This window comes from Streptomyces fumanus (assembly GCF_014655295.1).
Lineage (GTDB): Bacteria > Actinomycetota > Actinomycetes > Streptomycetales > Streptomycetaceae > Streptomyces > Streptomyces fumanus.
Window position 1 is genome coordinate 460,553 of sequence record NZ_BNBI01000002.1, and the last position, 21,178, is coordinate 481,730.

Annotated in this window: 24 protein-coding genes; 12 read left to right on the forward strand and 12 right to left on the reverse strand. The window is 70.2% G+C overall.

Annotated features, from left to right (window positions below; translation table 11 throughout):
* Positions 1–55: 55 nt before the first annotated feature.
* Together femX and IE316_RS06285 are read right to left on the reverse strand one after the other, a co-directional pair.
* Positions 56–1,177: a peptidoglycan bridge formation glycyltransferase FemX gene (gene femX, locus IE316_RS06280; protein WP_190203114.1), complete on the reverse strand. Its 1,122-nt coding sequence runs from the start codon at positions 1,175–1,177 to the stop codon at positions 56–58.
* A 165-nt stretch (positions 1,178–1,342) separates the two neighbouring features.
* On the reverse strand, positions 1,343–1,660 hold the full coding sequence (locus IE316_RS06285; RefSeq protein WP_190203115.1) for a hypothetical protein: 318 nt from the start codon (positions 1,658–1,660) through the stop codon (positions 1,343–1,345).
* 273 nt (positions 1,661–1,933) lie between these two features.
* Between IE316_RS06285 and rpsF the strand changes: the two genes are divergently transcribed.
* The 4 genes from rpsF to rplI all read left to right on the forward strand — a co-directional run bounded on the left by rpsF (position 1,934) and on the right by rplI (position 3,638).
* Positions 1,934–2,224 carry a 30S ribosomal protein S6 gene (rpsF, locus tag IE316_RS06290; protein ID WP_003991486.1) on the forward strand — a complete coding sequence of 97 codons (291 nt, stop codon included), beginning with the start codon at positions 1,934–1,936 and terminating at the stop codon, positions 2,222–2,224.
* 76 nt (positions 2,225–2,300) lie between these two features.
* A complete protein-coding gene (locus IE316_RS06295) occupies positions 2,301–2,891 on the forward strand; it encodes a single-stranded DNA-binding protein (protein WP_190203116.1) in 591 nt (196 codons plus the stop codon).
* Between the two features lie 45 nt (positions 2,892–2,936).
* Complete coding sequence (gene rpsR / locus IE316_RS06300) at positions 2,937–3,173, forward strand: 30S ribosomal protein S18 (protein WP_003949403.1); 237 nt, start codon at positions 2,937–2,939, stop codon at positions 3,171–3,173.
* Between the two features lie 18 nt (positions 3,174–3,191).
* Positions 3,192–3,638: a 50S ribosomal protein L9 gene (gene rplI / locus IE316_RS06305; RefSeq protein ID WP_190203117.1), complete on the forward strand. Its 447-nt coding sequence runs from the start codon at positions 3,192–3,194 to the stop codon at positions 3,636–3,638.
* Positions 3,639–3,805: 167 nt separating this feature from the next.
* On the opposite strand, the gene IE316_RS06310 is transcribed toward rplI, so the two are convergent.
* Positions 3,806–5,143, reverse strand: coding sequence for an MATE family efflux transporter (locus tag IE316_RS06310; protein ID WP_190203118.1), 1,338 nt, complete (start codon positions 5,141–5,143; stop codon positions 3,806–3,808).
* Positions 5,144–5,602: 459 nt separating this feature from the next.
* On the opposite strand from IE316_RS06310, the gene dnaB reads away from it, so the two are divergent.
* Both dnaB and IE316_RS06320 read left to right on the forward strand, forming a co-directional pair.
* Positions 5,603–7,081 (forward strand): replicative DNA helicase, encoded by a 1,479-nt coding sequence (dnaB, locus tag IE316_RS06315; protein ID WP_190203119.1) that lies wholly within the window; start codon positions 5,603–5,605, stop codon positions 7,079–7,081.
* 171 nt (positions 7,082–7,252) lie between these two features.
* Positions 7,253–8,638 carry a serine hydrolase domain-containing protein gene (locus IE316_RS06320; protein WP_190203120.1) on the forward strand — a complete coding sequence of 462 codons (1,386 nt, stop codon included), beginning with the start codon at positions 7,253–7,255 and terminating at the stop codon, positions 8,636–8,638.
* 102 nt (positions 8,639–8,740) lie between these two features.
* Here IE316_RS06320 and IE316_RS06325 read toward each other — a convergent pair whose 3' ends face one another.
* On the reverse strand, positions 8,741–9,193 hold the full coding sequence (locus IE316_RS06325; protein ID WP_190203121.1) for a GNAT family N-acetyltransferase: 453 nt from the start codon (positions 9,191–9,193) through the stop codon (positions 8,741–8,743).
* 44 nt (positions 9,194–9,237) lie between these two features.
* Positions 9,238–9,702, reverse strand: coding sequence for a MarR family winged helix-turn-helix transcriptional regulator (locus IE316_RS06330; protein ID WP_190203122.1), 465 nt, complete (start codon positions 9,700–9,702; stop codon positions 9,238–9,240).
* A 139-nt stretch (positions 9,703–9,841) separates the two neighbouring features.
* On the opposite strand from IE316_RS06330, the gene IE316_RS06335 reads away from it, so the two are divergent.
* Positions 9,842–11,053, forward strand: coding sequence for an MFS transporter (locus IE316_RS06335; RefSeq protein WP_190203123.1), 1,212 nt, complete (start codon positions 9,842–9,844; stop codon positions 11,051–11,053).
* 212 nt (positions 11,054–11,265) lie between these two features.
* Positions 11,266–11,691: a GlcG/HbpS family heme-binding protein gene (locus tag IE316_RS06340; RefSeq protein ID WP_190203124.1), complete on the forward strand. Its 426-nt coding sequence runs from the start codon at positions 11,266–11,268 to the stop codon at positions 11,689–11,691.
* A 48-nt stretch (positions 11,692–11,739) separates the two neighbouring features.
* Here the strand turns inward: IE316_RS06340 and IE316_RS06345 are convergent, their stop codons facing one another.
* The 6 genes from IE316_RS06345 to IE316_RS06370 all read right to left on the reverse strand — a co-directional run bounded on the left by IE316_RS06345 (position 11,740) and on the right by IE316_RS06370 (position 16,735).
* Positions 11,740–12,606: a GNAT family N-acetyltransferase gene (locus IE316_RS06345; RefSeq protein WP_190203125.1), complete on the reverse strand. Its 867-nt coding sequence runs from the start codon at positions 12,604–12,606 to the stop codon at positions 11,740–11,742.
* 209 nt (positions 12,607–12,815) lie between these two features.
* The gene (locus IE316_RS06350; RefSeq protein WP_190203126.1) at positions 12,816–13,298 is read right to left on the reverse strand and encodes an NUDIX domain-containing protein; all 483 of its coding nucleotides are present in this window, start codon (positions 13,296–13,298) and stop codon (positions 12,816–12,818) included.
* 105 nt (positions 13,299–13,403) lie between these two features.
* On the reverse strand, positions 13,404–14,309 hold the full coding sequence (locus tag IE316_RS06355; protein ID WP_190203127.1) for a LysR family transcriptional regulator: 906 nt from the start codon (positions 14,307–14,309) through the stop codon (positions 13,404–13,406).
* A gap of 293 nt (positions 14,310–14,602) precedes the next feature.
* Positions 14,603–15,862 (reverse strand): cystathionine gamma-lyase, encoded by a 1,260-nt coding sequence (locus IE316_RS06360; protein WP_229910218.1) that lies wholly within the window; start codon positions 15,860–15,862, stop codon positions 14,603–14,605.
* On the reverse strand, positions 15,859–16,353 hold the full coding sequence (locus tag IE316_RS06365; RefSeq protein ID WP_190203128.1) for a low molecular weight protein-tyrosine-phosphatase: 495 nt from the start codon (positions 16,351–16,353) through the stop codon (positions 15,859–15,861). Before IE316_RS06365 ends, IE316_RS06360 begins: the two co-directional genes overlap by 4 nt.
* A 4-nt stretch (positions 16,354–16,357) precedes the next feature.
* Complete coding sequence (locus IE316_RS06370; RefSeq protein WP_190203129.1) at positions 16,358–16,735, reverse strand: phage holin family protein; 378 nt, start codon at positions 16,733–16,735, stop codon at positions 16,358–16,360.
* A 59-nt stretch (positions 16,736–16,794) separates the two neighbouring features.
* Between IE316_RS06370 and IE316_RS06375 the strand changes: the two genes are divergently transcribed.
* The 4 genes from IE316_RS06375 to IE316_RS06390 all read left to right on the forward strand — a co-directional run bounded on the left by IE316_RS06375 (position 16,795) and on the right by IE316_RS06390 (position 19,273).
* On the forward strand, positions 16,795–17,112 hold the full coding sequence (locus IE316_RS06375; protein ID WP_190203130.1) for a cupin domain-containing protein: 318 nt from the start codon (positions 16,795–16,797) through the stop codon (positions 17,110–17,112).
* Positions 17,113–17,290: 178 nt separating this feature from the next.
* Positions 17,291–17,503, forward strand: coding sequence for a DUF5326 family protein (locus IE316_RS06380; RefSeq protein WP_190203131.1), 213 nt, complete (start codon positions 17,291–17,293; stop codon positions 17,501–17,503).
* A 522-nt stretch (positions 17,504–18,025) separates the two neighbouring features.
* Positions 18,026–18,736, forward strand: a complete 711-nt coding sequence (locus tag IE316_RS06385; RefSeq protein ID WP_190203301.1) for an IclR family transcriptional regulator — start codon at positions 18,026–18,028, stop codon at positions 18,734–18,736.
* Between the two features lie 99 nt (positions 18,737–18,835).
* Complete coding sequence (locus IE316_RS06390) at positions 18,836–19,273, forward strand: SsgA family sporulation/cell division regulator (protein ID WP_190203132.1); 438 nt, start codon at positions 18,836–18,838, stop codon at positions 19,271–19,273.
* Positions 19,274–19,501: 228 nt separating this feature from the next.
* Here IE316_RS06390 and IE316_RS06395 read toward each other — a convergent pair whose 3' ends face one another.
* Positions 19,502–21,049 (reverse strand): YibE/F family protein, encoded by a 1,548-nt coding sequence (locus IE316_RS06395; protein ID WP_190203133.1) that lies wholly within the window; start codon positions 21,047–21,049, stop codon positions 19,502–19,504.
* Positions 21,050–21,178: the final 129 nt, after the last annotated feature.

Sequence of the window (21,178 nt, forward strand, 5' to 3'; positions counted from 1 at the left end):
GCGGTGTATCAGAGGTATGGGAGCTGTCGGAGCCGGGGATCCGGCGAGCGTGTGGTCAGCGGCGCGACATATACATGTCGAGCGCCTTGTGGAGCAGCTTGTTCAGCGGGAAGTCCCACTCGCCGAGGTACTCGGCCGCCTGCCCGCCCGTGCCGACCTTGAACTGGATCAGCCCGAAGAGGTGGTCGCTCTCGTCCAGCGAGTCGGAGATGCCCCGCAGGTCGTAGACGGTGGCGCCGAGCGCGTAGGCGTCGCGCAGCATCGTCCACTGCATCGCGTTCGAGGGCCGGACCTCGCGGCCGATGTTGTCGGAGGCGCCGTAGGAGTACCAGACGTGGCCGCCGACGATCAGCATGGTCGCCGCCGACAGGTTGACCCCGTTGTGGCGGGCGAAGTACAGCCGCATGCGGTTGGGGTCCTCGCTGTTGAGGGCCGACCACATGCGCTGGAAGTACGAGAGCGGGCGGGGCCGGAAGTGGTCGCGCACGGCCGTGATCTCGTACAGCCGCTGCCATTCCTCCAGGTCGTGGTAGCCGCCCTGGACGACCTCGACACCGGCCTTCTCGGCCTTCTTGATGTTCCGGCGCCAGAGCTGGTTGAAGTTCTTGTGGACCTCTTCCAGGGACCGGTTGGCCAGCGGCACCTGGAAGACGTACCGGGGCTGTACGTCGCCGAAGCCGGCGCCGCCGTCCTCGCCCTGCTGCCAGCCCATGCGGCGCAGCTTGTCGGCCACCTCGAAGGCGCGCGGCTCGATGAAGTCGGCCTCCAGGTCGCGCAGGCGCTTGACGTCCGGGTCCTGGATGCCCTTCTTGATCGACGTGGCCTCCCAGCGCCGGATGATCACCGGCGGGCCCATCTTGACCGAGAAGGCGCCCTGCCGCTTGAGGTGCGCCAGCATCGGCTCGATCCAGTCCTGGAGGTTCGGCGCGAACCAGTTGATGACCGGACCCTCGGGGAGATAGGCGAGATAGCGCTTGATCTTGGGGAGCTGCCGGTAGAGGACCAGACCCACGCCGACCAGTTCACCGGTCCGCTCGTCGAACCAGCCGAGGTTCTCCGAGCGCCACTCCGCCTTGACGTCCGCCCATGCCGGGACCTGCATGTGACTCGCCGACGGCAGGCTCTGGATGTACGCCAGATGCTGCTCTCGACTGATGGTCCTCAGGGTCAGGCTCATTCGGGGCGCTCCTCGGGCTGGTGTGTCCCCATGGGTTCAGGGGCTCCGGCTCACGCGCGAAGCCTACTGCGCCCATGGGGCGCCCCGTCCGGGCGTGGGGCACCTTTGCTCCGGCCGGACGCCGGCCGGAGCGTCGCACGGTGCCCGTGCCGTGGTGCCCGGGCGTCAGTCGATGACCCCGCCGAAGAGGCCGCCGTGCGCCATGCCCAGGAGGAAGCCGACGCCCGAGGCCCCGAGCCCCAGGATCAGGCCGAAGCGCTCACGGGTCGTCTCGGAGATCCACTGGCCGTAGGCGCCGACGAGCAGCCCCAGCAGCCCGGCCCAGGAGCTCAGCAGGTGCAGATGGTGGAACCAGGCCGTGATGAACGACAGGACGCCCAGCACCAGGGTCACCGCCATGAGGCCGTCCTGCAGCGGATGGGGCTTGCCGTCGGTGGCGAAGAGGCCGCCGGCGCCGTTGGTGGGTCGCAATGCCTGTGCCATGGGCACCTCCTGCGAAACGCGGCGCATCGTAGCGCCATACACACCCGATGTGTCCAGACTGACCGCCTTTGCGGCCGGATTTCAACCGGAAGCCGGTGTGCGGGTACTGTGTACCGTCTGCACCGGTGTCTGCCCGGGACAGCCCCGAGAGCCCTGACGGTCACCCGATTGTCAGTGGCCGCTGCTCTACTGACAGACACCGAGGCGTACGCATCACAACCCTCCTGCCACGGAACGACCGTGGCCGCTGAGTCCAAAGGAGGTGGGTTCCACATGCGTCACTACGAGGTGATGGTCATCCTCGACCCCGATGTCGAGGAGCGCGCCGTCTCTCCGCTGATCGAGAACTTCCTTTCTGTCGTCCGTGACGGTGGCGGAAAGGTCGAGAAGGTCGACACCTGGGGCCGTCGTCGTCTCGCGTACGAGATCAAGAAGAAGCCCGAGGGCATCTACTCGGTCATCGACCTGCAGGCCGAGCCTGCGGTCGTCAAGGAGCTCGACCGCCAGATGAACCTGAACGAGTCGGTCCTCCGGACCAAGGTCCTCCGTCCCGAGACCCACTGAGTCCTTCACTCAGTCGGTCCGGGATTTCGAGTAGCAGCACAAGCAGCCAGCAGCAAACCCGCCGAGAGGTTCCCCCATGGCAGGCGAGACCGTCATCACGGTCGTCGGCAATCTTGTCGATGACCCCGAGCTGCGCTTCACCCCGTCCGGTGCGGCCGTCGCGAAGTTCCGTGTCGCGTCCACTCCCCGCACCTTCGACCGCCAGACCAACGAGTGGAAGGACGGCGAGAGCCTCTTCCTGACCTGCTCGGTCTGGCGCCAGGCGGCGGAGAACGTCGCCGAGTCGCTTCAGCGAGGCATGCGCGTCATCGTGCAGGGCCGGCTGAAGCAGCGGTCCTACGAGGACCGTGAGGGCGTCAAGCGCACGGTCTACGAGCTGGACGTCGACGAGGTCGGCGCCAGCCTGCGCAACGCCACGGCCAAGGTCACCAAGACCTCCGGCCAGGGCCGCGGAGGCCAGGGCGGTTACGGCGGTGGCGGTCAGGGCGGCGGCCAGGGTGGCGGCGGCTGGGGCGGCGGCCCCGGCGGCGGTCAGCCCGGCGGCGGCGCTCCCGCCGACGACCCGTGGGCGACCGGCGCTCCCGCCGGTGGCCAGCAGGGCGGTGGCGGCGGCTGGGGCGGTGGCTCCGGCGGCGGTGGCGGCTACTCGGACGAGCCCCCCTTCTAGGGCCGGGCCCGTACCCCAACTTCTTGATCACACAGGAGAAACACCATGGCGAAGCCGCCTGTGCGCAAGCCTAAGAAGAAGGTCTGCGCTTTCTGCAAGGACAAGGTCACGTACGTGGACTACAAGGACACGAACATGCTGCGGAAGTTCATTTCCGACCGCGGCAAGATCCGTGCCCGCCGCGTGACCGGCAACTGCACGCAGCACCAGCGTGACGTCGCCACGGCCGTGAAGAACAGCCGTGAGATGGCGCTGCTGCCCTACACCTCCACCGCGCGATAAGGGAAGGGTGACCGAATCATGAAGATCATCCTCACCCACGAGGTCTCCGGCCTCGGTGCCGCGGGCGACGTCGTCGACGTCAAGGACGGTTACGCCCGTAACTACCTGATCCCGCGGAAGTTCGCGATCCGCTGGACCAAGGGCGGCGAGAAGGACGTCGAGCAGATCCGTCGTGCTCGCAAGATCCACGAGATCCAGACCATCGAGCAGGCCAACCAGGTGAAGGCCCAGCTCGAGGGCGTCAAGGTCCGCCTGGCCGTCCGCGCCGGCGACGCCGGTCGTCTCTTCGGCTCCGTCACCCAGGCCGACATCGCCTCGGCGATCAAGGCTGCCGGTGGCCCCGAGGTCGACAAGCGCCGCATCGAGGTCGCCTCGCCGATCAAGACGCTGGGCGCCCACGCGACCTCCGTGCGTCTGCACCCCGAGGTCGACGCCAAGGTCAACATCGAGGTCGTCGCGGCCTGAGTGCCGGGATCGCCGCGGTAACGCGTTGATGGGGCCGCATCCCTCTCGGGTGCGGCCCCATTCTCGTGCCCGGCGTATGCGACCCCACGGATCGAACGGTCGGCACGGCTCGTGGCGGCGTGAGGTGCGGTCCAGCGGTCCGGGGTCGGGTGTTTCACGTGAAACGGTCAGCGGGTCGCGCCGGTGACGACCCACCGACCGGAGCGCGTCCGGACCCACAGCGTCACCAGCCGCACGGCCATCATCAGTGTCATCGCCGCCCAGAGGGCCGTGAGCCCACCGCCGAACTCCGGGACGAGCAGTGCCGCGGGCGTGAAGACCGCGAGAGTGATCAGCATGGCCCAGGCCAGATACGGGCCGTCGCCCGCGCCCATCAGCACCCCGTCCAGGACGTAGACCACTCCGCAGACCGGCTGGGCGAGCGCCACGATCACCAGGGCGGGCAGGGCCGCGTCCTTGACCGCGGAGTCACCGGTGAACAGGGGCAGGAACGCCGGTCGGGTGATCACGACCAGCACCCCGAGGACGACCCCGACCGCCACGCCCCACTCCACCATCCGTCGGCAGACACGCCGGGCGCCCTGGGCGTCACCGGCTCCCAGGTACCGGCCGATGATGGCCTGTCCGGCGATGGCGATGGCGTCGAGGGCGAAGGCGAGCAGGCTCCACAGGGACAGGATGATCTGGTGGGCCGCGATGTCGGCGTCACCGAGGCGCGCGGCGACGGCCGTGGCGATCATCAGGATCGCCCGGAGCGAGAGCGTGCGGACCAGCAGCGGTACGCCGGCCTGGGCGGAGGCGCGGATGCCGGCGGTGTCCGGGCGCAGGGAGGCACCGTGCTCACGGGCACCGCGGACGACGACCGTCAGATAGACGGCGGCCATGCCGACCTGGGCGATCACGGTCCCCCAGGCGGAGCCCGCGATGCCGAGACCGGCACCGTAGACGAGCGCGGCGTTGAGACCGGCGTTGGCGACGAACCCGCCGATGGCCACGTAGAGCGGGGTCCTGGTGTCCTGCAGGCCCCGTAGGACGCCGGTCGCGGCGAGCACGATCAGCATGGCGGGGATGCCGAGCGAGGAGATGCGCAGATAGGTGGTGGCATAGGGGGCCGCGGTGTCCGAGGCGCCGAAGAGTCCGACGAGGGACGGTGCCGTGGGCAGAACGACGGCGATGACGGCGGCGCCGAGCAGCAGGGCGAGCCAGATGCCGTCCATGCCCTGGCGGATGGCGGCCGGGAGGTCGTCGGCACCGACGCGTCGGGAGACGGCGGCCGTGGTGGCGTAGGCGAGGAAGACGAAGACGCTGACGGCGGTCGTCAGCAGGGCCGAGGCGACGCCGAGTCCGGCGAGCTGCGCCGTACCGAGATGGCCGACGATGGCGCTGTCGGCCAGGACGAAGAGGGGCTCGGCGACGAGCGCGCCGAAGGCCGGGACGGCCAGAGCGATGATCTCTCGGTCGTGCCGGCGCCGGGCGGTCCGCGAGCGCGCGGGGGCCTGTGTCATGGGCACCAATCTAATCTTCCACAGGTAAGTGATGCAAAGCTTTTGTGACCCTTACTTACGGTCTGGTCGTGCGTCCTCGCGCGTGCGGTGCGCAGCGATCTTGGTTCTCCTGGGGAAGTTTTTCTTCTGCACAGCCGGTGGATGGAAGAAGCGCTGGTCAGAGGCGTTCTGGCGGAAGAGAGGAGGGCTTGTTCACAGGGCTGTCCACCGGCTCGTGCACAGGTTTCGCGGAGTTCTCCACAGCATCTGGGCGGTCGTCCACATGGCCTGTGGATAACCAGATTGGCTGACGCCCTCCACGGGCCTACGGTGGTCCGGCGCCCGCTCCGTACGTCGGTTCGCGAATCGCCATAAAACCGACGCGCCAGAACCGGAGTTGGGCCTCTTATTTGTCAGTGCCGTGCCGTAGAAATGAGGGGCACGGCGAGGTCCGCACGGCGGACGGGAGGAGGTGGCTCGGTGAGCATTTCCGAGCCCTTGGACGAGCCGTGGGCCGACAGCGGCCCCAGTGATCGTCTGCCCGCCTCCCGCCGACGCGGTGACGGACCGGGGGGCCGCGAGGAGCAGCACGAGCGCGGCCGGGAGGGCGGCGCGTGGGACGGCGGGGGCGCGTCGTTCGAGCGTGTGCCGCCGCAGGACCTGGACGCCGAGCAGTCGGTCCTGGGCGGCATGCTGCTCTCCAAGGACGCCATCGCCGACGTGGTGGAGCTGCTCAAGGGGCACGACTTCTACAAGCCGGCCCACGAGACGATCTACCAGGCGATCCTCGACGTCTACGCCAAGGGCGAGCCGGCCGACCCCATCACGATCGCCGCCGAACTGACCAAGCGCGGCGAGATCAACAAGGTCGGCGGGGCGTCGTATCTGCACACCCTCGTCCAGACCGTGCCGACGGCGGCCAACGCCGCGTACTACGCGGAGATCGTCCATGAGCGGGCCGTCCTGCGGCGCCTGGTCGAGGCGGGCACGCGGATCACCCAGATGGGTTACGCGGCCGACGACGACGTCGATGAGATCGTCAACCGCGCCCAGGCCGAGATCTACGCCGTCACCGAGCAGCGGACCAGCGAGGACTACCTGCCGCTGGGCGACATCATGGAGGGCGCCCTCGACGAGATCGAGGCGATCGGCTCCCGCAGTGGCGAGATGACCGGCGTGCCCACCGGCTTCACGGACTTCGACTCGCTGACCAACGGCCTGCACCCGGGGCAGATGATCGTCATTGCCGCCCGTCCCGCGATGGGCAAGTCGACGCTCGCGCTGGACTTCGCGCGGGCGGCGTCGATCAAGCACAACCTGCCGAGCGTCATCTTCTCCCTGGAGATGGGGCGCAACGAGATCGCGATGCGGCTGCTCTCCGCCGAGGCCCGGGTCGCCCTGCACCACATGCGGTCCGGCACGATGACGGACGACGACTGGACCCGCCTGGCCCGCCGGATGCCGGACGTCTCGGCCGCCCCCCTCTACATCGACGACTCCCCGAACCTGTCGATGATGGAGATCCGCGCCAAGTGCCGCCGGCTCAAGCAGCGCAACGACCTCAAGCTGGTCGTCATCGACTACCTCCAGCTCATGCAGTCCGGCGGCTCCAAGCGCGCCGAGAGCCGTCAGCAGGAGGTCTCGGACATGTCCCGGAACCTCAAGCTGCTGGCCAAGGAACTGGAGATCCCCGTCATCGCGCTCTCCCAGCTCAACCGCGGCCCCGAACAGCGCACGGACAAGAAGCCGATGGTCTCCGACCTGCGCGAGTCCGGTTCGATCGAGCAGGACGCTGACATGGTCATCCTCTTGCACCGCGAGGACGCCTACGAGAAGGAGTCGCCCCGCGCGGGTGAGGCCGACCTGATCGTGGCCAAGCACCGAAACGGCCCGACCGCGACGATCACGGTCGCCTTCCAGGGCCACTACTCACGCTTCGTGGACATGGCTCAGACCTGATGCGCGGGGCGGCATAGCACTCCTGTCACCGCGCCCCTGACCGGCGCCGGCGGGACCCTGCTGATGCGTGGCCCGGCCGGTACCGATGACCGCAATGCCCCTGCACGCGAGTCACCGCGGCACCGTGGAAATGCGCTCGACGCCGGGTGATCCGGCGGGTGGACTGGGACCATGACGACATCTCAGGAAGAACTGCTGCCCAGTACCCGGCGGGCGCTGGCGCACCGGATCGCCGTGGCCCAGGCCGAAGGGCGTGCACCGTCGATGGTCGCCGCGGTGGTCCGCGGGGGACGGACCGTCTGGCACGGCTCGCGGACCTCGGTGGAGGGAGAGATGCCCGACGACCGGGTGCAGTACCGGATCGGCTCCATCACCAAGACCTTCACCGCCGTTCTCGTCCTGCGGCTCCGCGACGAAGGTCTGCTCGACCTCGGGGACCCGCTGGAGAAGCACCTCCCGGGCACCGGAGCCGGAGAGGCCACCATCGCCCAACTGCTCGCGCACACCGCCGGACTGGCGGCGGAGTCGCCCGCGCCCTGGTGGGAGCGGACGCCCGGCTCACTACGACCGGAACTCGCCGACGTACTGGGCGAGCGGCCCCTCCTCCACCCGGTGGGCCGGCGGCACCACTACTCCAACCCGGGGTACACCCTGCTCGGCGCCCTGGTCGAGAAGCTGCGCGGGGCGCCGTGGGAGGAGGTGCTGCGGCAGGAGGTGCTGGAGCCCCTGGGACTGGACCGCACGAGTGTCCGGCCGCGGTCGCCGCATGCGGGCGGCTGGGCGGTGCATCCATGGGCCGATGTGCTGCTGGCCGAGCCCGCGGAGGACCTCGGACGGATGGCGCCGGCCGGTCAGCTCTGGTCCACGACCGGGGACCTGGCGCGGTTCGCCGCCTTCCTGACCCACGGGGACGACCGGGTGCTGAGTGCGGAGAGCGTACGGGAGATGCGGGTGCCCGCGGCACCGGCCGAGTCCGCGGATGTCGTGGACGGTGCCACGTACGGGTTGGGTCTGCAGGTGCAGAGCCAGGGCGGGCGGCTGGTCGTGGGGCACTCGGGGTCACTGCCGGGCTTCCTGGCCAACCTCACCATCGCCGTCGAGGACGACGTGGCCGCGGTGGTCCTGACCAACTGCACCTCCGGTCCGCTGCTCGGCTCGGTGGGCGCCGACCTGGTCCGTATCGTCGCCGAGGCCGAGCCTCGCTTCCCCGAGCCCTGGCGGCCGCTGCCGCAGGTCGACGAGGCCGTGCTGGAGCTGGCCGGCCCCTGGTACTGGGGGACCCATGCCTTCGCCCTGCGCCTCACCGCCGACGGCGGGGTTTCCTTGGGGCCGCTCGCGGGCGGTGGCCGTCGCTCACGGTTCCGGGCCAACGACGACGGCACCTGGACCGGGCTGGAGGGCTACTACGCCGGGGAGCTGCTGCGTGCCGTACGACGCCCGGACGGGACCGTGAGCCACCTGGACCTCGGGTCCTTCGTCTTCACCCGGCAGCCGTACGACGAACACGCTCCCGTGCCGGGCGGGGTGGACCCCGAGGGATGGCGGGGGATCGGTTAGCAGCCCGGCACCGAGCAGGAGCAGCAGGCAAGCAGCGGAAGATGCGGGAAGTGCCCTGTTTCACGTGAAACAGGGCACGAGGGGCGGGCGGCGCCCGATGGATCAGAGCTGGAGTTTGAAGCCCACGTGCGTGGCCGAGAAGCCGAGCCGCTCGTAGAAGCGATGGGCGTCGGTGCGGCTGGCGTCGGACGTGAGCTGCACCAGGCTGCATCCCTGGCGGCGGGATGCGTCGATCGCCCACTCGATGAGCTGTGTGCCGAGCCCGCTGCCGCGTTCGTCGGCATGGATGCGTACGGCCTCGATGATCGACCGGGTGGCGCCGCGCCGGGACAGGCCCGGAATGAACGTGAGTTGCAGGGTGCCCACGACCCGGCCCTCGCGGACGGCCACGACCAGCCGCTGATTCGGGTCGGCGGCGAGCCGCTCGAACGCGGCCCGGTAAGGGCTCAGGTCGTCCGGTGACTCCCGCTGAGCGCCCAGCGGATCATCGGCGAGCATGGCGACGATCGCCGGTACGTCGTCCTCGGCGGCGGGGCGTATCTCAAGATCTCCCATGATCCGCACCCTATGCGTCGGCACCGCGACGACAAGGGCTTTCGTTACGCGGGAACCGGTGCCTTCAGTGTCTGGACGGCCTGGACCAGCGGTGCCAGATCGGGGTTCTTGGCCGCTTCGTCGAGGGCTTCCCGCAGGGCGGCGTCGTTGGTGGGCCGCGCCTCCTCCAGCAGTTTCATACCGGCCTCGGTGACGTTGGTGTAGATGCCGCGGCGGTCGGTGGGGCAGAGATAGCGCTCCAGCAGGCCGCGGTCCTCCAGGCGGGTCACCAGGCGGGTGGTGGCGCTCTGGCTGAGCACGACCGCGTCGGCGACCTGCTTCATCTGCAGATGCCCGCCGTCACCGTCGTGCTGCCTGCTGAGCACGTCGAGCAGGGAGTACTCGCGCACGCTGAGGTCGTGGCCGGCCTGCAGGGCGCGTTCGATGTGCGCCTCGATCCTTCCGTGCAGCAGGGAGAGGGCGCACCAGCCCTGGGCCAGAGCGGTGAGTGCGGGGTCCGTCGCTGTCATTGGCGTTTCCTCCGTCCGGAGCGGCTGACACCAGAGTAGACCAGAACCGCAATAGACGGCGGTTGCTTATTGCCAGCGTGTGCAACTATTGTGAACGCAATCAAAGCGCTCCTGCAATCGTCTGGGAAGGTGTCCCCCCATGCCTCTCGCGCTTCTGGCCCTCGCGATCGGGGCCTTCGGCATCGGAACGACCGAGTTCGTGATCATGGGTCTGCTGCCCGAGGTCGCGAGTGACTACGGGGTCTCCATCCCCACCGCCGGATACCTGGTGACCGGCTACGCGCTCGGCGTCATGTTCGGCGCACCGCTGATGACCGTGCTCGGCACCAAGATCCCCCGCAAGCGGATGCTGATGCTGCTGATGGGCCTGTTCATCGCCGGCAACCTGCTCTCCGCACTCGCCCCCGCCTTCTCCGTGATGCTGATCGGCCGCGTGGTCGCCTCCCTGGCCCACGGTGCCTTCTTCGGCATCGGCTCGGTCGTCGCGGCCGACCTGGTCGCGCCCGACAAGAAGGCCGGCGCCATCGCCATGATGTTCACCGGCCTGACCGTCGCCAACGTCGTGGGCGTCCCGCTGGGCACCCTCGTCGGTCAGTCCGTCGGCTGGCGCGTCACCTTCGCCATCGTCGCCGCGCTGGGCGTCATCGGCCTGGCCGGCATCGCCAAGCTCGTCCCCGACATGCCCAAGCCGGAGGGCGTCCGGCTGCGGCACGAACTGGCCGCCTTCAAGAACGTCCAGGTCCTGCTCGCGATGGCGATGACCGTCCTCGGCTTCGGCGGCGTCTTCGCGGCCATCACCTACATCGCGCCGATGATGACCCACGTCACGGGCTTCGCCGACGGCTCGGTCACCTGGCTGCTGGTCCTCTTCGGCCTCGGCATGGTCGGTGGCAACCTCGTCGGCGGCCGGTTCGCCGACCGTGCCCTGATGCCCATGCTGTACGTCTCCCTGGGCGCTCTGGCGATCGTGCTCGCCCTTTTCACCGTCACCGCCCACAACAAGATCGCGGCGGCCGTGAGCATCGTCCTGATCGGTGCCTTCGGCTTCGCCACCGTCCCGCCGCTGCAGAAGCGCGTCCTCGACCAGGCGCACGGCGCCCCGACGCTGGCCTCCGCCGTGAACATCGGCGCCTTCAACCTCGGCAACGCGCTGTCCGCCTGGCTGGGCGGCCTGGTCATCGCCGCCGGCCTCGGCTACACCGCCCCGAACTGGGTGGGCGCCGCCCTGGCCGCCGGGGCTCTGGTCCTCGCCTTCCTGTCGGCCGTCCTGGAGCGGCGGACCGACGCCCCGAGCACCGTCGTCGCGGGCGCGGTGCCCACCGCCGAGCAGCGGGCTGCCGTCCACCACTGAACCCAGGACGGCGGCGGCCATCACCGTCTGCCACCGAACCAACCCCGCGCGGCGGACCACCGTCCGCCACTGGACCAACCCCGCGCGGCGGACCACCGTCCGCCACTGGACCAACCCCGTGCGACGGACCACCGCCCGTCACCGAACCAACCTCGTGCAGCGGATCACCGTCCGCCACGGAACGAACCAGATCCACCAAGGAGAAACCCCTGATGTCCACCCCCACCACCGCCGTCGCCCCGCTGACCACCCAGGACGCCGAGGCCCTCGTCGAGGCGGCCCGCCGCGCGGCCGAGGCCGCCGGGGTCACCGTCAGCATCACCGTCCTCGACGCCGGCGGTCACCTGCTCGCCTTCCGGCGCGATGACCGGGCCGTGCTGATCTCCGGGGAGACCAGCACCCGCAAGGCGTACACGGCGCTCCAGTTGAACGCCCCCACCGCCGATCTCGTCGACGCGGTCCAGCCCGGCGGACTCTTCCACACCCTGCCCACCGCGCTGGACCGGCCGCTGCTGTTCATCGCGGGCGGCGTGCCCGTCCACCGGGACGGACGGCTGATCGGCGCGATCGGTGTGGGCGGTGGAGCCCCGGAGCAGGACCACTCCTTCGCCACGGCCGCCGTCGAGGCCCTGGTCTGACGACGACGGCGTACAGGGGCCGGAGTCCCGGTACGGCGGCGGGTCGGTTCAGCCCGCCGCCACCGTCAGGGGAGCGAACCTTCGGCTCCAGTCACCAGGCAGCTCCGTGATGCCGTACGTCATGACCGTGTTGAAGCCGACGGGCACCAGCCCGCGCTCCTTCGCCCAGGCCAGCAGCTCCTCGTGCCGTGCGTCGATGTCGGTCCGCAGCGGGCGGTCGGTGTGGGCGGCGAGCGAGGCGATCAGTGCCTTCGCCGTCTCCGTGTCGCGAGCGACCAGCGGGCCCACGACGTGCGTGTCCATGTTGGGCCAGGCGCCCGCGTAGCCGATCAGCCGGCCGCCCTCCTCGGCGACGCGCAGTTGGTCGGCGAAGGCCGGCAGCCGCGTGATGATGTGCGTGCGGTCCGTGCCGAAGACCTCCTCGTCCAGACGGAGGATCGCGGTGAGGTCCTCCGCGGTGGCCGCGCGGGTGGCGACCCGGGACCCAGCACCGTCCGGCGTGAAGTGCCCCCGCACCATCTCGGCCCGTCCGGTGGCCTTGAAGCCCAGTTCCTCGTAGAGCGGGCGGCCGTTCGGAGTGGCGTACAGGGTCAGCGGTGTGGTGCCCATCGCGGAGAGCACATGCCGCATCAGCCGACGGCCGACTCCCTTGCGGCCGTGGCGTTCGGCGACCAGCACCATGCCGATGGCCGCGAGAGCGGGGCGCCCGTGCGGTCCATACTCGGTGACGGCGCAGGCACCGACGAGACCGCCCTCGGGGTCGTCGATGCCGTAGCCCCTTCCGGCCGTGAGCAGGAGGCTCCACTTGTGCTCTTCGCGTGGCCACCTCCGGTCCTCGGACAGGTCGGCGCAGACGGCGAGATCGCGAAGCGTCAGACGGCGGATCGGCAGAGCGGTGAGGGAAGAGGTCGGCACGGAGGTCAGGCTGACCGACGCGGACCCTCGCCGTCCACCTGTTTGCCCTGAGACGTGGGAGCTTTTGGCCAAGTCGTGGTCGGCTGTGCGGCGCGTGGTCACCCCGCGTTTCACGTGAAACATCGCCGGGGGCACGCTGGCGCGCTCTCGGAAGCGGACCGATGGCGGCCGGGCAGGGCAAACGTGTCGAAGAGATCGTCCGCCCGGGGTCAGCCCAGATCATGCGCGTGCAGGGCACGGACCCCTTCGATGTTGCCGTCCAGATAGTGCCGCAGCGACAGCGGTACGAGATGGACGGAGGCGATGCCGACCCGGGTGAACGGGACCCGGACGATCTCGTACTCGCCGGCCGGTTCCTCGACCTCGGGGCCGTGCCGCTGGGCCGGGTCCATGGATTCCAGGTGGCAGACGAAGAAGTGCTGCACCTTCACCCCGGTCGTGGCGGCGTCCTCGCCGATGTGCTCCACCGTGTCGACGAAGCAGGGAACCACGTCGGTGATCTTCGCGCCGAGTTCTTCGTGCACCTCACGGTGGAGCGCGTCGACGACGGTCGTGTCCTCCGGCTCGACACCACCACCGGGAGTGACCCAGTACGGATCCACACCGGGCTTGGTGCGCTTGATCAGGATCAGGTCGTCGCCGTCCAGGAGAACGGCACGAGCGGTGCGCTTGACCACGGGTCGGACGGTCATGGGAGAAATGTGGCCCGGCTGGTTCCACGTGAAACATCCCGGAACGCCCTCACAAGACCCGGCGGACGACGCCCTACGGCGGATGTCGTAGCTCGGAAAACCGGCTCAGCTCCAGTCGGCCGCCGCCCGAAGGAGCCACTCGTGGGCCCGCGCTATGTGCGGCAACGCCAGCGTGCCGGTGCGCACCGCGAGGAAGTACGTCCGCAGCGGGGGGACCGCCGGATGGTGCAGGGCGACAAGATCACCGCGCTCCAGTGCGTCCGCGCCCAGATAGCGGGGCAGTACCGCCAGCCCGGCACCCGCGACCGCGCAGGCGAGAACCGCGCGCAGGTCGGGGACGATGACCGTTCCGGGGGCGGCTGGGCAGAGGTCGAAGACGGAAGACCAGTACCGGGCCACGAACGGCAGCGACTCGTGCACCTCGATCACGGGCACCTGCTCCAGCACGGCCATGTCACCCCCGCCTCGCGTCCCCGCACCGATCTGCTTGGCCCAGCGCGGCGCGGCGACCAGGACGAGTTCCTCGTCGCAGAGCGGGGTCGCCGTGAGCAGCGCGCCACGCGGACGGGCCGTGCTGATGACAAGATCGTGCAGTCCGGCGGCCAGCCCCTCCAGCGCCTCTTCGGCAGTGGCTAAGGAGGCGCGCAGGGCCAGACCCTGCCCGTCCTCGCCGCTCAGCTCGCTGAGCGCGGGCAGCGCCCGTTCGGCGATGAACTCGGGCGGCCCGGCCAGATGCAGCGTCCGTAAGGAGGACGCTTCGTCGAGCCCCGACTCGGCTATCTCCAGCAGGGCGTCGAGATGGGGCGCTGCCTTGTGCGCCAGTTCGTCGCCGATGGTCGTCGGGGTGACGCCCCGGGCCTGGCGTAAGAACAGGGGCCGGCCGAGCTGCCGTTCCAGGGTGCGGATCTGCGAGGTGACGGCCGGCTGCGAGAGGCCGAGCAGGGCGGCGGCACGGGTGAAGGAACCGGCCCGGTGCACGGTCACGAAGGTGCGCAGCAAGGCCAGATCCACGAAAACCCTTCCCCTCTTCCGCCCTTCTCCCAGCCCCCCGGCACCGCCCAGCCATAAAAATGGCGATGAGTCGCTGCCGCTACTGTGATTGGACACTGACACAGAGTCAACTAGCCTTGTCCGCACGGTTCTTGCGCGCGGAACCGGGGCGGTTCGAGCCACGAGGGGGGAGGCTCGGACCGCCCGCCCTTCGGCGCGCCCTTCGGCGGCCCGGGCCTTGGCAGCCCGGCCCGTCCCGGCGCCCGGACGGCGGACTGTGCCGAGACGTGCCGGACGGCGGACGTGCCGAGCGGTCAGTCCGCGGAAGCGTCCAGCGCCCGCAGAAGGTCGGCGACCAGGTCGTCGGGGTCCTCCGCACCGACCGACAGCCGGATGAAGCCCTCCGGCACAGCGTCCCCGCCCCAGCGCCCGCGCCGCTCGGCCGTGGACCGTACGCCGCCGAAGCTCGTCGCGTCGTCCACGAGCCGCAGCGCGTCGAGGAAACGGTCCGCACGCGCGCGCGTAGGCAGCGTGAAGGAGACCACGCACCCGAAGCGCCGCATCTGCTGGGCGGCGATCTTGTGCGAGGGGTCGTCCGGCAGTCCGGGATAGCGCAGCCCGGTCACCTCGGGCCGTTCCCGCAGGGCCTCGGCGACCCTCAGGGCGGTGGCGTCCTGCCGGTCGACCCGCATCTGGAGCGTGGCGATCGAGCGGTGCGCGAGCCACGCCTCCATCGGGCCGGGGATGGCCCCGACGATCTTGCGCCAGCGTCGTACCGCGGTCATCGCCTCGCCGCCGCGGCCGACGACGTACCCCAGAAGGATGTCACCGTGCCCCGTGAGCTGCTTGGTGCCGCTGGCCACGGAGAAGTCGGCGCCCAGCTCCAGCGGACGCTGCCCGAGCGGGGTGGCGAGGGTGTTGTCGACGGCGACCAGGGCGCCACGCGCGTGTGCCGCATCGACCAGCCGCCGGATGTCGCACACGTCGAGCCCCGGGTTCGACGGCGACTCGATCCACAGCAGCTTCGCCCCGTCCAGCAGATCGAGCTGGGCGTCACCACCGGTGGGCGCGGTACGCACCTCGACGCCGTACGCCTCGAGCTGCGCCCGCGCGAGGGGCAGCGCCTGGTAGCCGTCGTTCGGCAGGACGACCGCGTCCCCGGCGCGCACCTGGGAGAAGAGCACTGACGAGATCGCCGCCATGCCCGAGGCGAACACGAGCGTCTCGACGTCGTCCCGTCCCGGCGCCTCCAGCTCGCCGATGGCGCTCTCCAGCAGCGTCCAGGTCGGATTCTCGTCCCGGCCGTAGGTGTAGGGGCCGGTGGGGTCGCCCGGCAGGTGGAAATGGGCGGCGAACACGGGACCGGGCAGCGTCGGCTCGTGCTTGACCGGCTCAGGCAGCCCGGCGCGCACCGCCCGCGTGCCGTCCCCGGCCCCCTGCGCAAGCGCCGCCGCCCGCGGAAGCGCCGCTGTCCGGGGAGGCACCGCCGCCTGGTGAGGCGTCGTCTCCGCTCCGTCCGCGGCGCCCCGCTCGCCGTCCCCGGAGGCTCGCCCGCTGGTCGCGGAATCGCTCATGCCGCTCGTCCTTCCACTTGCTCGCGTACCGCGGCGAGCAGACCGCCGCTCGCCGCCTCCACCATCTCAAGGCACTCCTCGAAGCCGTCCACGCCCCCGTAGTACGGGTCCGGCACATCGAGGTCGTCGGGGCCGGCGGCGGGATCGTAGGACCGCAGCAGGCGCACCTTGGCCGCGTCGCGCTCCGTGGGTGCCAGGCGGCGCAGCGCCCCGAGGTGGCCGGAGTCGAGGGCGATGACGAGGTCCAGGCGGGAGAACCAGGAGGCGTGGAACTGCCTGGCCGTGTGGTCCAGGACGTAGCCGTTCTCCTCCAGGACGGCCAGGGTGCGCGGGTCGGCGCCCTCGCCCTCGTGCCAGCCACCCGTGCCGGCGCTGTCGACCGCCACCTGGTCGTCGAGTCCGGCGTCCGCCACGCGCGCGCGGAAGACGGCCTCGGCCATCGGGGAGCGGCAGATGTTGCCGGTGCAGACGAAACAGACGCGGTAGGTCATCGGGTCAGTCCTTGTCGGGAAGGACCATGTTCAGGGCCCAGGAGACGATCGACACGATCAGGCCGCCGAGGACGGCGGTCCAGAAACCCTCCACGTGGAAGCTGAGGTCGAGCTTGTCGGCCAGCCACGAGGTGAGCAGCAGCATCAGCGCGTTGACCACCAGGGTGAACAGGCCCAGGGTCAGGACGAACAGCGGAAAGGTCAGCACCCGCACGACCGGCTTGACCAGCAGGTTGACCAGACCGAACACCAGGGCGACGAGGATCAGCGTCCCGGTCTTCTTGCCGGTGCTGCCCCCGGTCAGGGTGATCTTGTCGACCAGCCACACGGCGACGGCCAGCGCCCCCGCGTTGGCGATCGTCTTGACTAGGAAATTCATCATGTGTCTGATCGTGGCAGACACGCACGGAAACGAACGGTGAGGCAGGGGCGGACGAGGCGATGAAGGCATTCCGGCTGGACGAACTGGAGGCGGAGCGCGCCGCCAACGACGGGGCCTACCTGCAGTTCCTGCGGGAGCGGAACATGTCGGTCGGCCTGTACGCGCTCGACGCGGGCACCAGCGACCCGCAGCAGCCGCACCAGCAGGACGAGGTGTACTTCGTCGTCAGCGGCCGCGCCGCGATCACCGTCGGCATGGAGACGACCGAGGTGGCGCGGGGCAGCGTGGTGTACGTGCCGGCCGGCGTCGCCCACAAGTTCCACCACATCAGCGAGGACCTGCGGGTTCTGGTGGTGTTCTCTCCGCCCGAGAGCTGACCCGCCGCCTCCGGGTTCCCTAGGGGATCGGTCAGGGGGAGACAAGGGCCGCGGAGCCCCCGCGCGGTCCCGCGGCGGCCCTAGCATCGAGGCAGGACGTCAGAGAAGTCCCGGTCACCGAGGGACCCGGCAGGAGTACGGGCCCGAGGTGACGGGCGGAGAGATGAGGACGAGGGCGATGCGAGAGATCTTCACGGGACTGCCGTGGTGGGTGAAGTGGATCGCGGTGCCGGTCATCGCCCTGGTCGTGTTCGGCGGCCTGATCGCCAGCGTCGTCGGCTTCGTGGTCGCACTGCTGTTCAAGCTGCTGATCTTCGTGGCACTGGTGGGCGGACTGATCTACGTCGTACGGAAGTTCATGTCCAGTTCCTCGTCCCGCGGCGACTGGTGAGGACCACGGGGCACCGGTGGGGGTGACGGCAATCACCGGTTCCCTCGCGCGAGGGAAGTTTTCCGGACCGACCGTATGCGTGCGGTGACCGGCCGTTAGAGTCCGGAACTCGACGCGGGGACGACCCCCGCGAGCGGCGTACCCCCACCCGTGTTCCCCGCACGGGGCTGCCCTCTCGCGCTCCGGGAGTGACCCATGGCCACGGCTGACACCGCACCACCCGCCCCTCTGCGCACGCTCCCCGTGCAGCCCCGCTCCACACCCCCCGCCGCGGAGGCCCCCTCTCCGGACCGGCCCTCCGCCGGGCCGCCCGCCCGGACCCCCGCCGCGAAGACCTCCGGCACGGACACCGACACCACGAGGACATCCACCTCAAGAACCACCCCCACGAGAACCTCCACCACGAGAACCTCCACCACGAGAACCTCCACCACGAGGACCTCCTCTGCGGAGACCTCCGACGCGGAAGTGCCCGTCACCGAGGTGCCCGCCGGGACGCTCATCGGTTCCGTGCAGCGGGCGATGCGCCTCCTGGAGTGCGTCGCCAGGCACCGCTCCGGCGCCCCCGCCAAGCAGTTGGCCCGGGAGACGGGACTGGCCCTGCCCACCGCCTACCACCTGCTGCGGACGCTGGCCCACGAGGGCTATCTCCGCCGTGAGAAGGGGCTGTTCTTCCTCGGTGAGGCGGCCGAGCGGCTCAGCAGCAGCGGGGCGCAGCAGAAACGTCGCGGCATGGTCGTCGACGCGCTCGCCCGCTGGCGGGACACGATCGGCGTACCGGTGTACTACGCGGTGTACCGGGAGGGGGAGATCGACGTCATGTGTGTCTCCGACACTCCCGGCAACCCGGCGGTGGAGGAGTGGGCCGACTTCCGCGAGACCGGGCACGCGCACGCCATCGGCCAGTGTCTGCTGGCCCAGCTCGACGAAGAGGCCCGCCGGGACCACCTCGCCCGCCATCCGGCGCAGCCCGTCACCCCGTACACCGTGCGGGACGGCCAGAGCCTGCTGAAAAGGCTCGAACGGATGCCTGTCGGACCGGTGACCGAGCATCAGCAGTACGCCCTGGGCACGGTGTGCGCGGCGATCCCGATCACCGTCGGCACCACACCGGCGACGATGGCCATCTCCTTGCCCGTCCAGCATGCGGACCGACTGCTGCCGGCGGCACAGCGGCTCCAGCGCGAAGTGGGGCGGCTGCTGGGGTCACTGGAAATCTCTATCAGTATCTGAAAACTCACTCCTTGTGATCTGGTGTGTACGTTAAGCAAGATGCCATGAGTGTTAGAGGTTTGATTCCCGGCCAGTCGACGGCGAATGACGGGGTAGGCGATGCGCGAGTCCGTACAGGCAGAGGTCATGATGAGCTTTCTCGTGTCGGAGGAGCTCTCCTTCCGCATCCCGGTGGAGCTGCGGTACGAGACCTGTGATCCCTATGCCGTGCGGTTGACCTTCCATCTGCCCGGTGACGCACCGGTGACCTGGGCCTTCGGCAGGGAGTTGCTGATCGACGGGGTGGGCCGGCCGTGCGGTGACGGCGATGTGCGCATCGCGCCCGTGGAGCCCGAGCCGCTGGCCGAAGTGCTGATCCGGCTTCAGGTGGGCGCCGACCAGGCGCTGTTCCGTTCCTCGGCCGCCCCGCTCGTCGCCTTCCTCGACCGCACCGACAAGCTGGTGCCGCTGGGCCAGGAGGGGGTGCTCGCCGACTTCGACGCGCACCTCGACGAGGCACTGGACCGCATCCTGGCCGAGGAACAGAGCGCCGGCTGAAGCGTTCCGGCAGTCCTACGGCGGTGGCGTAACGCTTCGCCGGGCACCGCGGAGCCTCGCAAGTCCTGCCACAACGATTCTTCAGGGACGAGGGCGCCTCGCTGGCCCTGACCAGCCCGGGGAAGCCTCGCTCCTCCACACAGCGGTGCTACGAGACTCAGAGGCGGCCTTGCCGACCTGGTGCCCCGTGCGCCGTGCGCCGTGGCTCCACCCACCAGCCGCCCGGCGTCAGCGCTTGCGGCGACGCCCCCGGGCGCCACGCGACGGCGCCGGGGCGGTGGCCGAACCCCCGGCCACCGCCCCCGGGCCGGGCCGGTCGGCCGAGACGACGAGCGCCGCGAGGGCGGTCGTCACCGGCACGGACGCCACCAGGCCGATCGAGCCGACCAGCGTCCGCACGATCTCTTCCGCGACCAGCTCGCTGTTGGCGACCGTCCCCACACTGCTCTGCGCGATCGAGAACAGCAGCAGCAGCGGCAGCGCGGCACCCGCGTACGCGAGGACGAGCGTGTTGACGACGGACGCGATGTGGTCGCGGCCGATGCGGATACCGGCGCGGTACAGCCCGCGCCGGCCCAGCGACGGATTGGCCTGGTGCAGCTCCCACACCGCCGAGGTCTGGGTGACCGTCACGTCGTCGAGGACACCGAGCGAACCGATGATGACGCCCGCCAGCAGCAGACCGCTCATGTCGATCGTCGGGTACAGACCGTGGATGAGGCCGGTGTTGTCGTCCGTGTTCCCGGTCAGTGCGGCCCAGCCGATGAACAGCGACCCCAGGACGCCGATCAGCAGCAGCGAGACCAGGGTGCCCAGCACGGCCACGGACGTACGGGCGGACAGCCCATGGCACAGGTACAGGGCGATCAGCATGATGGCGCTCGACCCGATCACCGCCACCAGCAGCGGGTTCGAGCCCTGCAGAATCGCGGGCAGGATGAAGAAGTTCAGCACCAGGAAGCTGATCGCCAGCGAGACCAGCGCCATGACACCGCGCAGCCGCCCGACGACCACGACGGCGAGCGCGAAGATTCCGGCGAGCAGGGCCAGCGGGAACCGGCGGTCGACATCGGCGACCGAGTACTGGAGGTCCTTCGGCGCCGAGGGCTCGTAGGCCACGACGACCCCCTGGCCCTGCGACAACTGCCGGGACTGGTCCGGCTGCGCGATCTCCGTGAACGTACGGCCCTTGTCCTTGCCGGTGTCGACCCGGATCGTCGCTTTCTTGCAGGTCCCGTTCGCCTGCTGCTGGGCGGAGGAGCCCTCGGCGGTGGAGGTGTCGCCGGTCGGGGGGACCCCGGAGGCGTTGGCGGACGCGCAGCTCACCTCCACGACCTTGGTGACCGTCGCCTGCTGGGTCTGCCGGTCGAAACCCACGCCGGTACGTTCGTGCGGTGGGGCGCCGCCCGGCCACAGCAGCGCGAGTCCCACGAGGACGGCGGCGGCGAACGGGACGAGGATCGCCGCGATGACCTTGCGCAGACGCGCCGAGACGGGCGCCGCGGGACCATGACTGTGCGAATGCCCGTGCCCATGCCCGTGTCCGTTCCCGTGGCCATGTCCGCCGCTGGGGCCCGATCCGCCGCCACCACCGCCAGGACCACGGCCCCCGCCGTCGGGTCCGTACCCGCCGCTTCCCGGGCCCGGCCCGTGGCTGTGCCCATGGCCCTGCCCGTATCCGTGGCCCTGCTCGTGCCCGTTGTCGCCGGGGCCGTAGCCGGTGCCCGGGTCGCGGCCCGGTTCGGGCGGGGGGAAGGAGGGATGCGTCGTGGTCACCGCCCGATCATCGCAAGAACGGAGGGGGCCCTCTGTTCACCGCGCCCGAATTGACGCTAGCGTGGAGCCACCTTTGTACACGCGGGAGCTCGGAGCACCGGGCTGAGAGGGCGCTGACCTCCGTCCCAG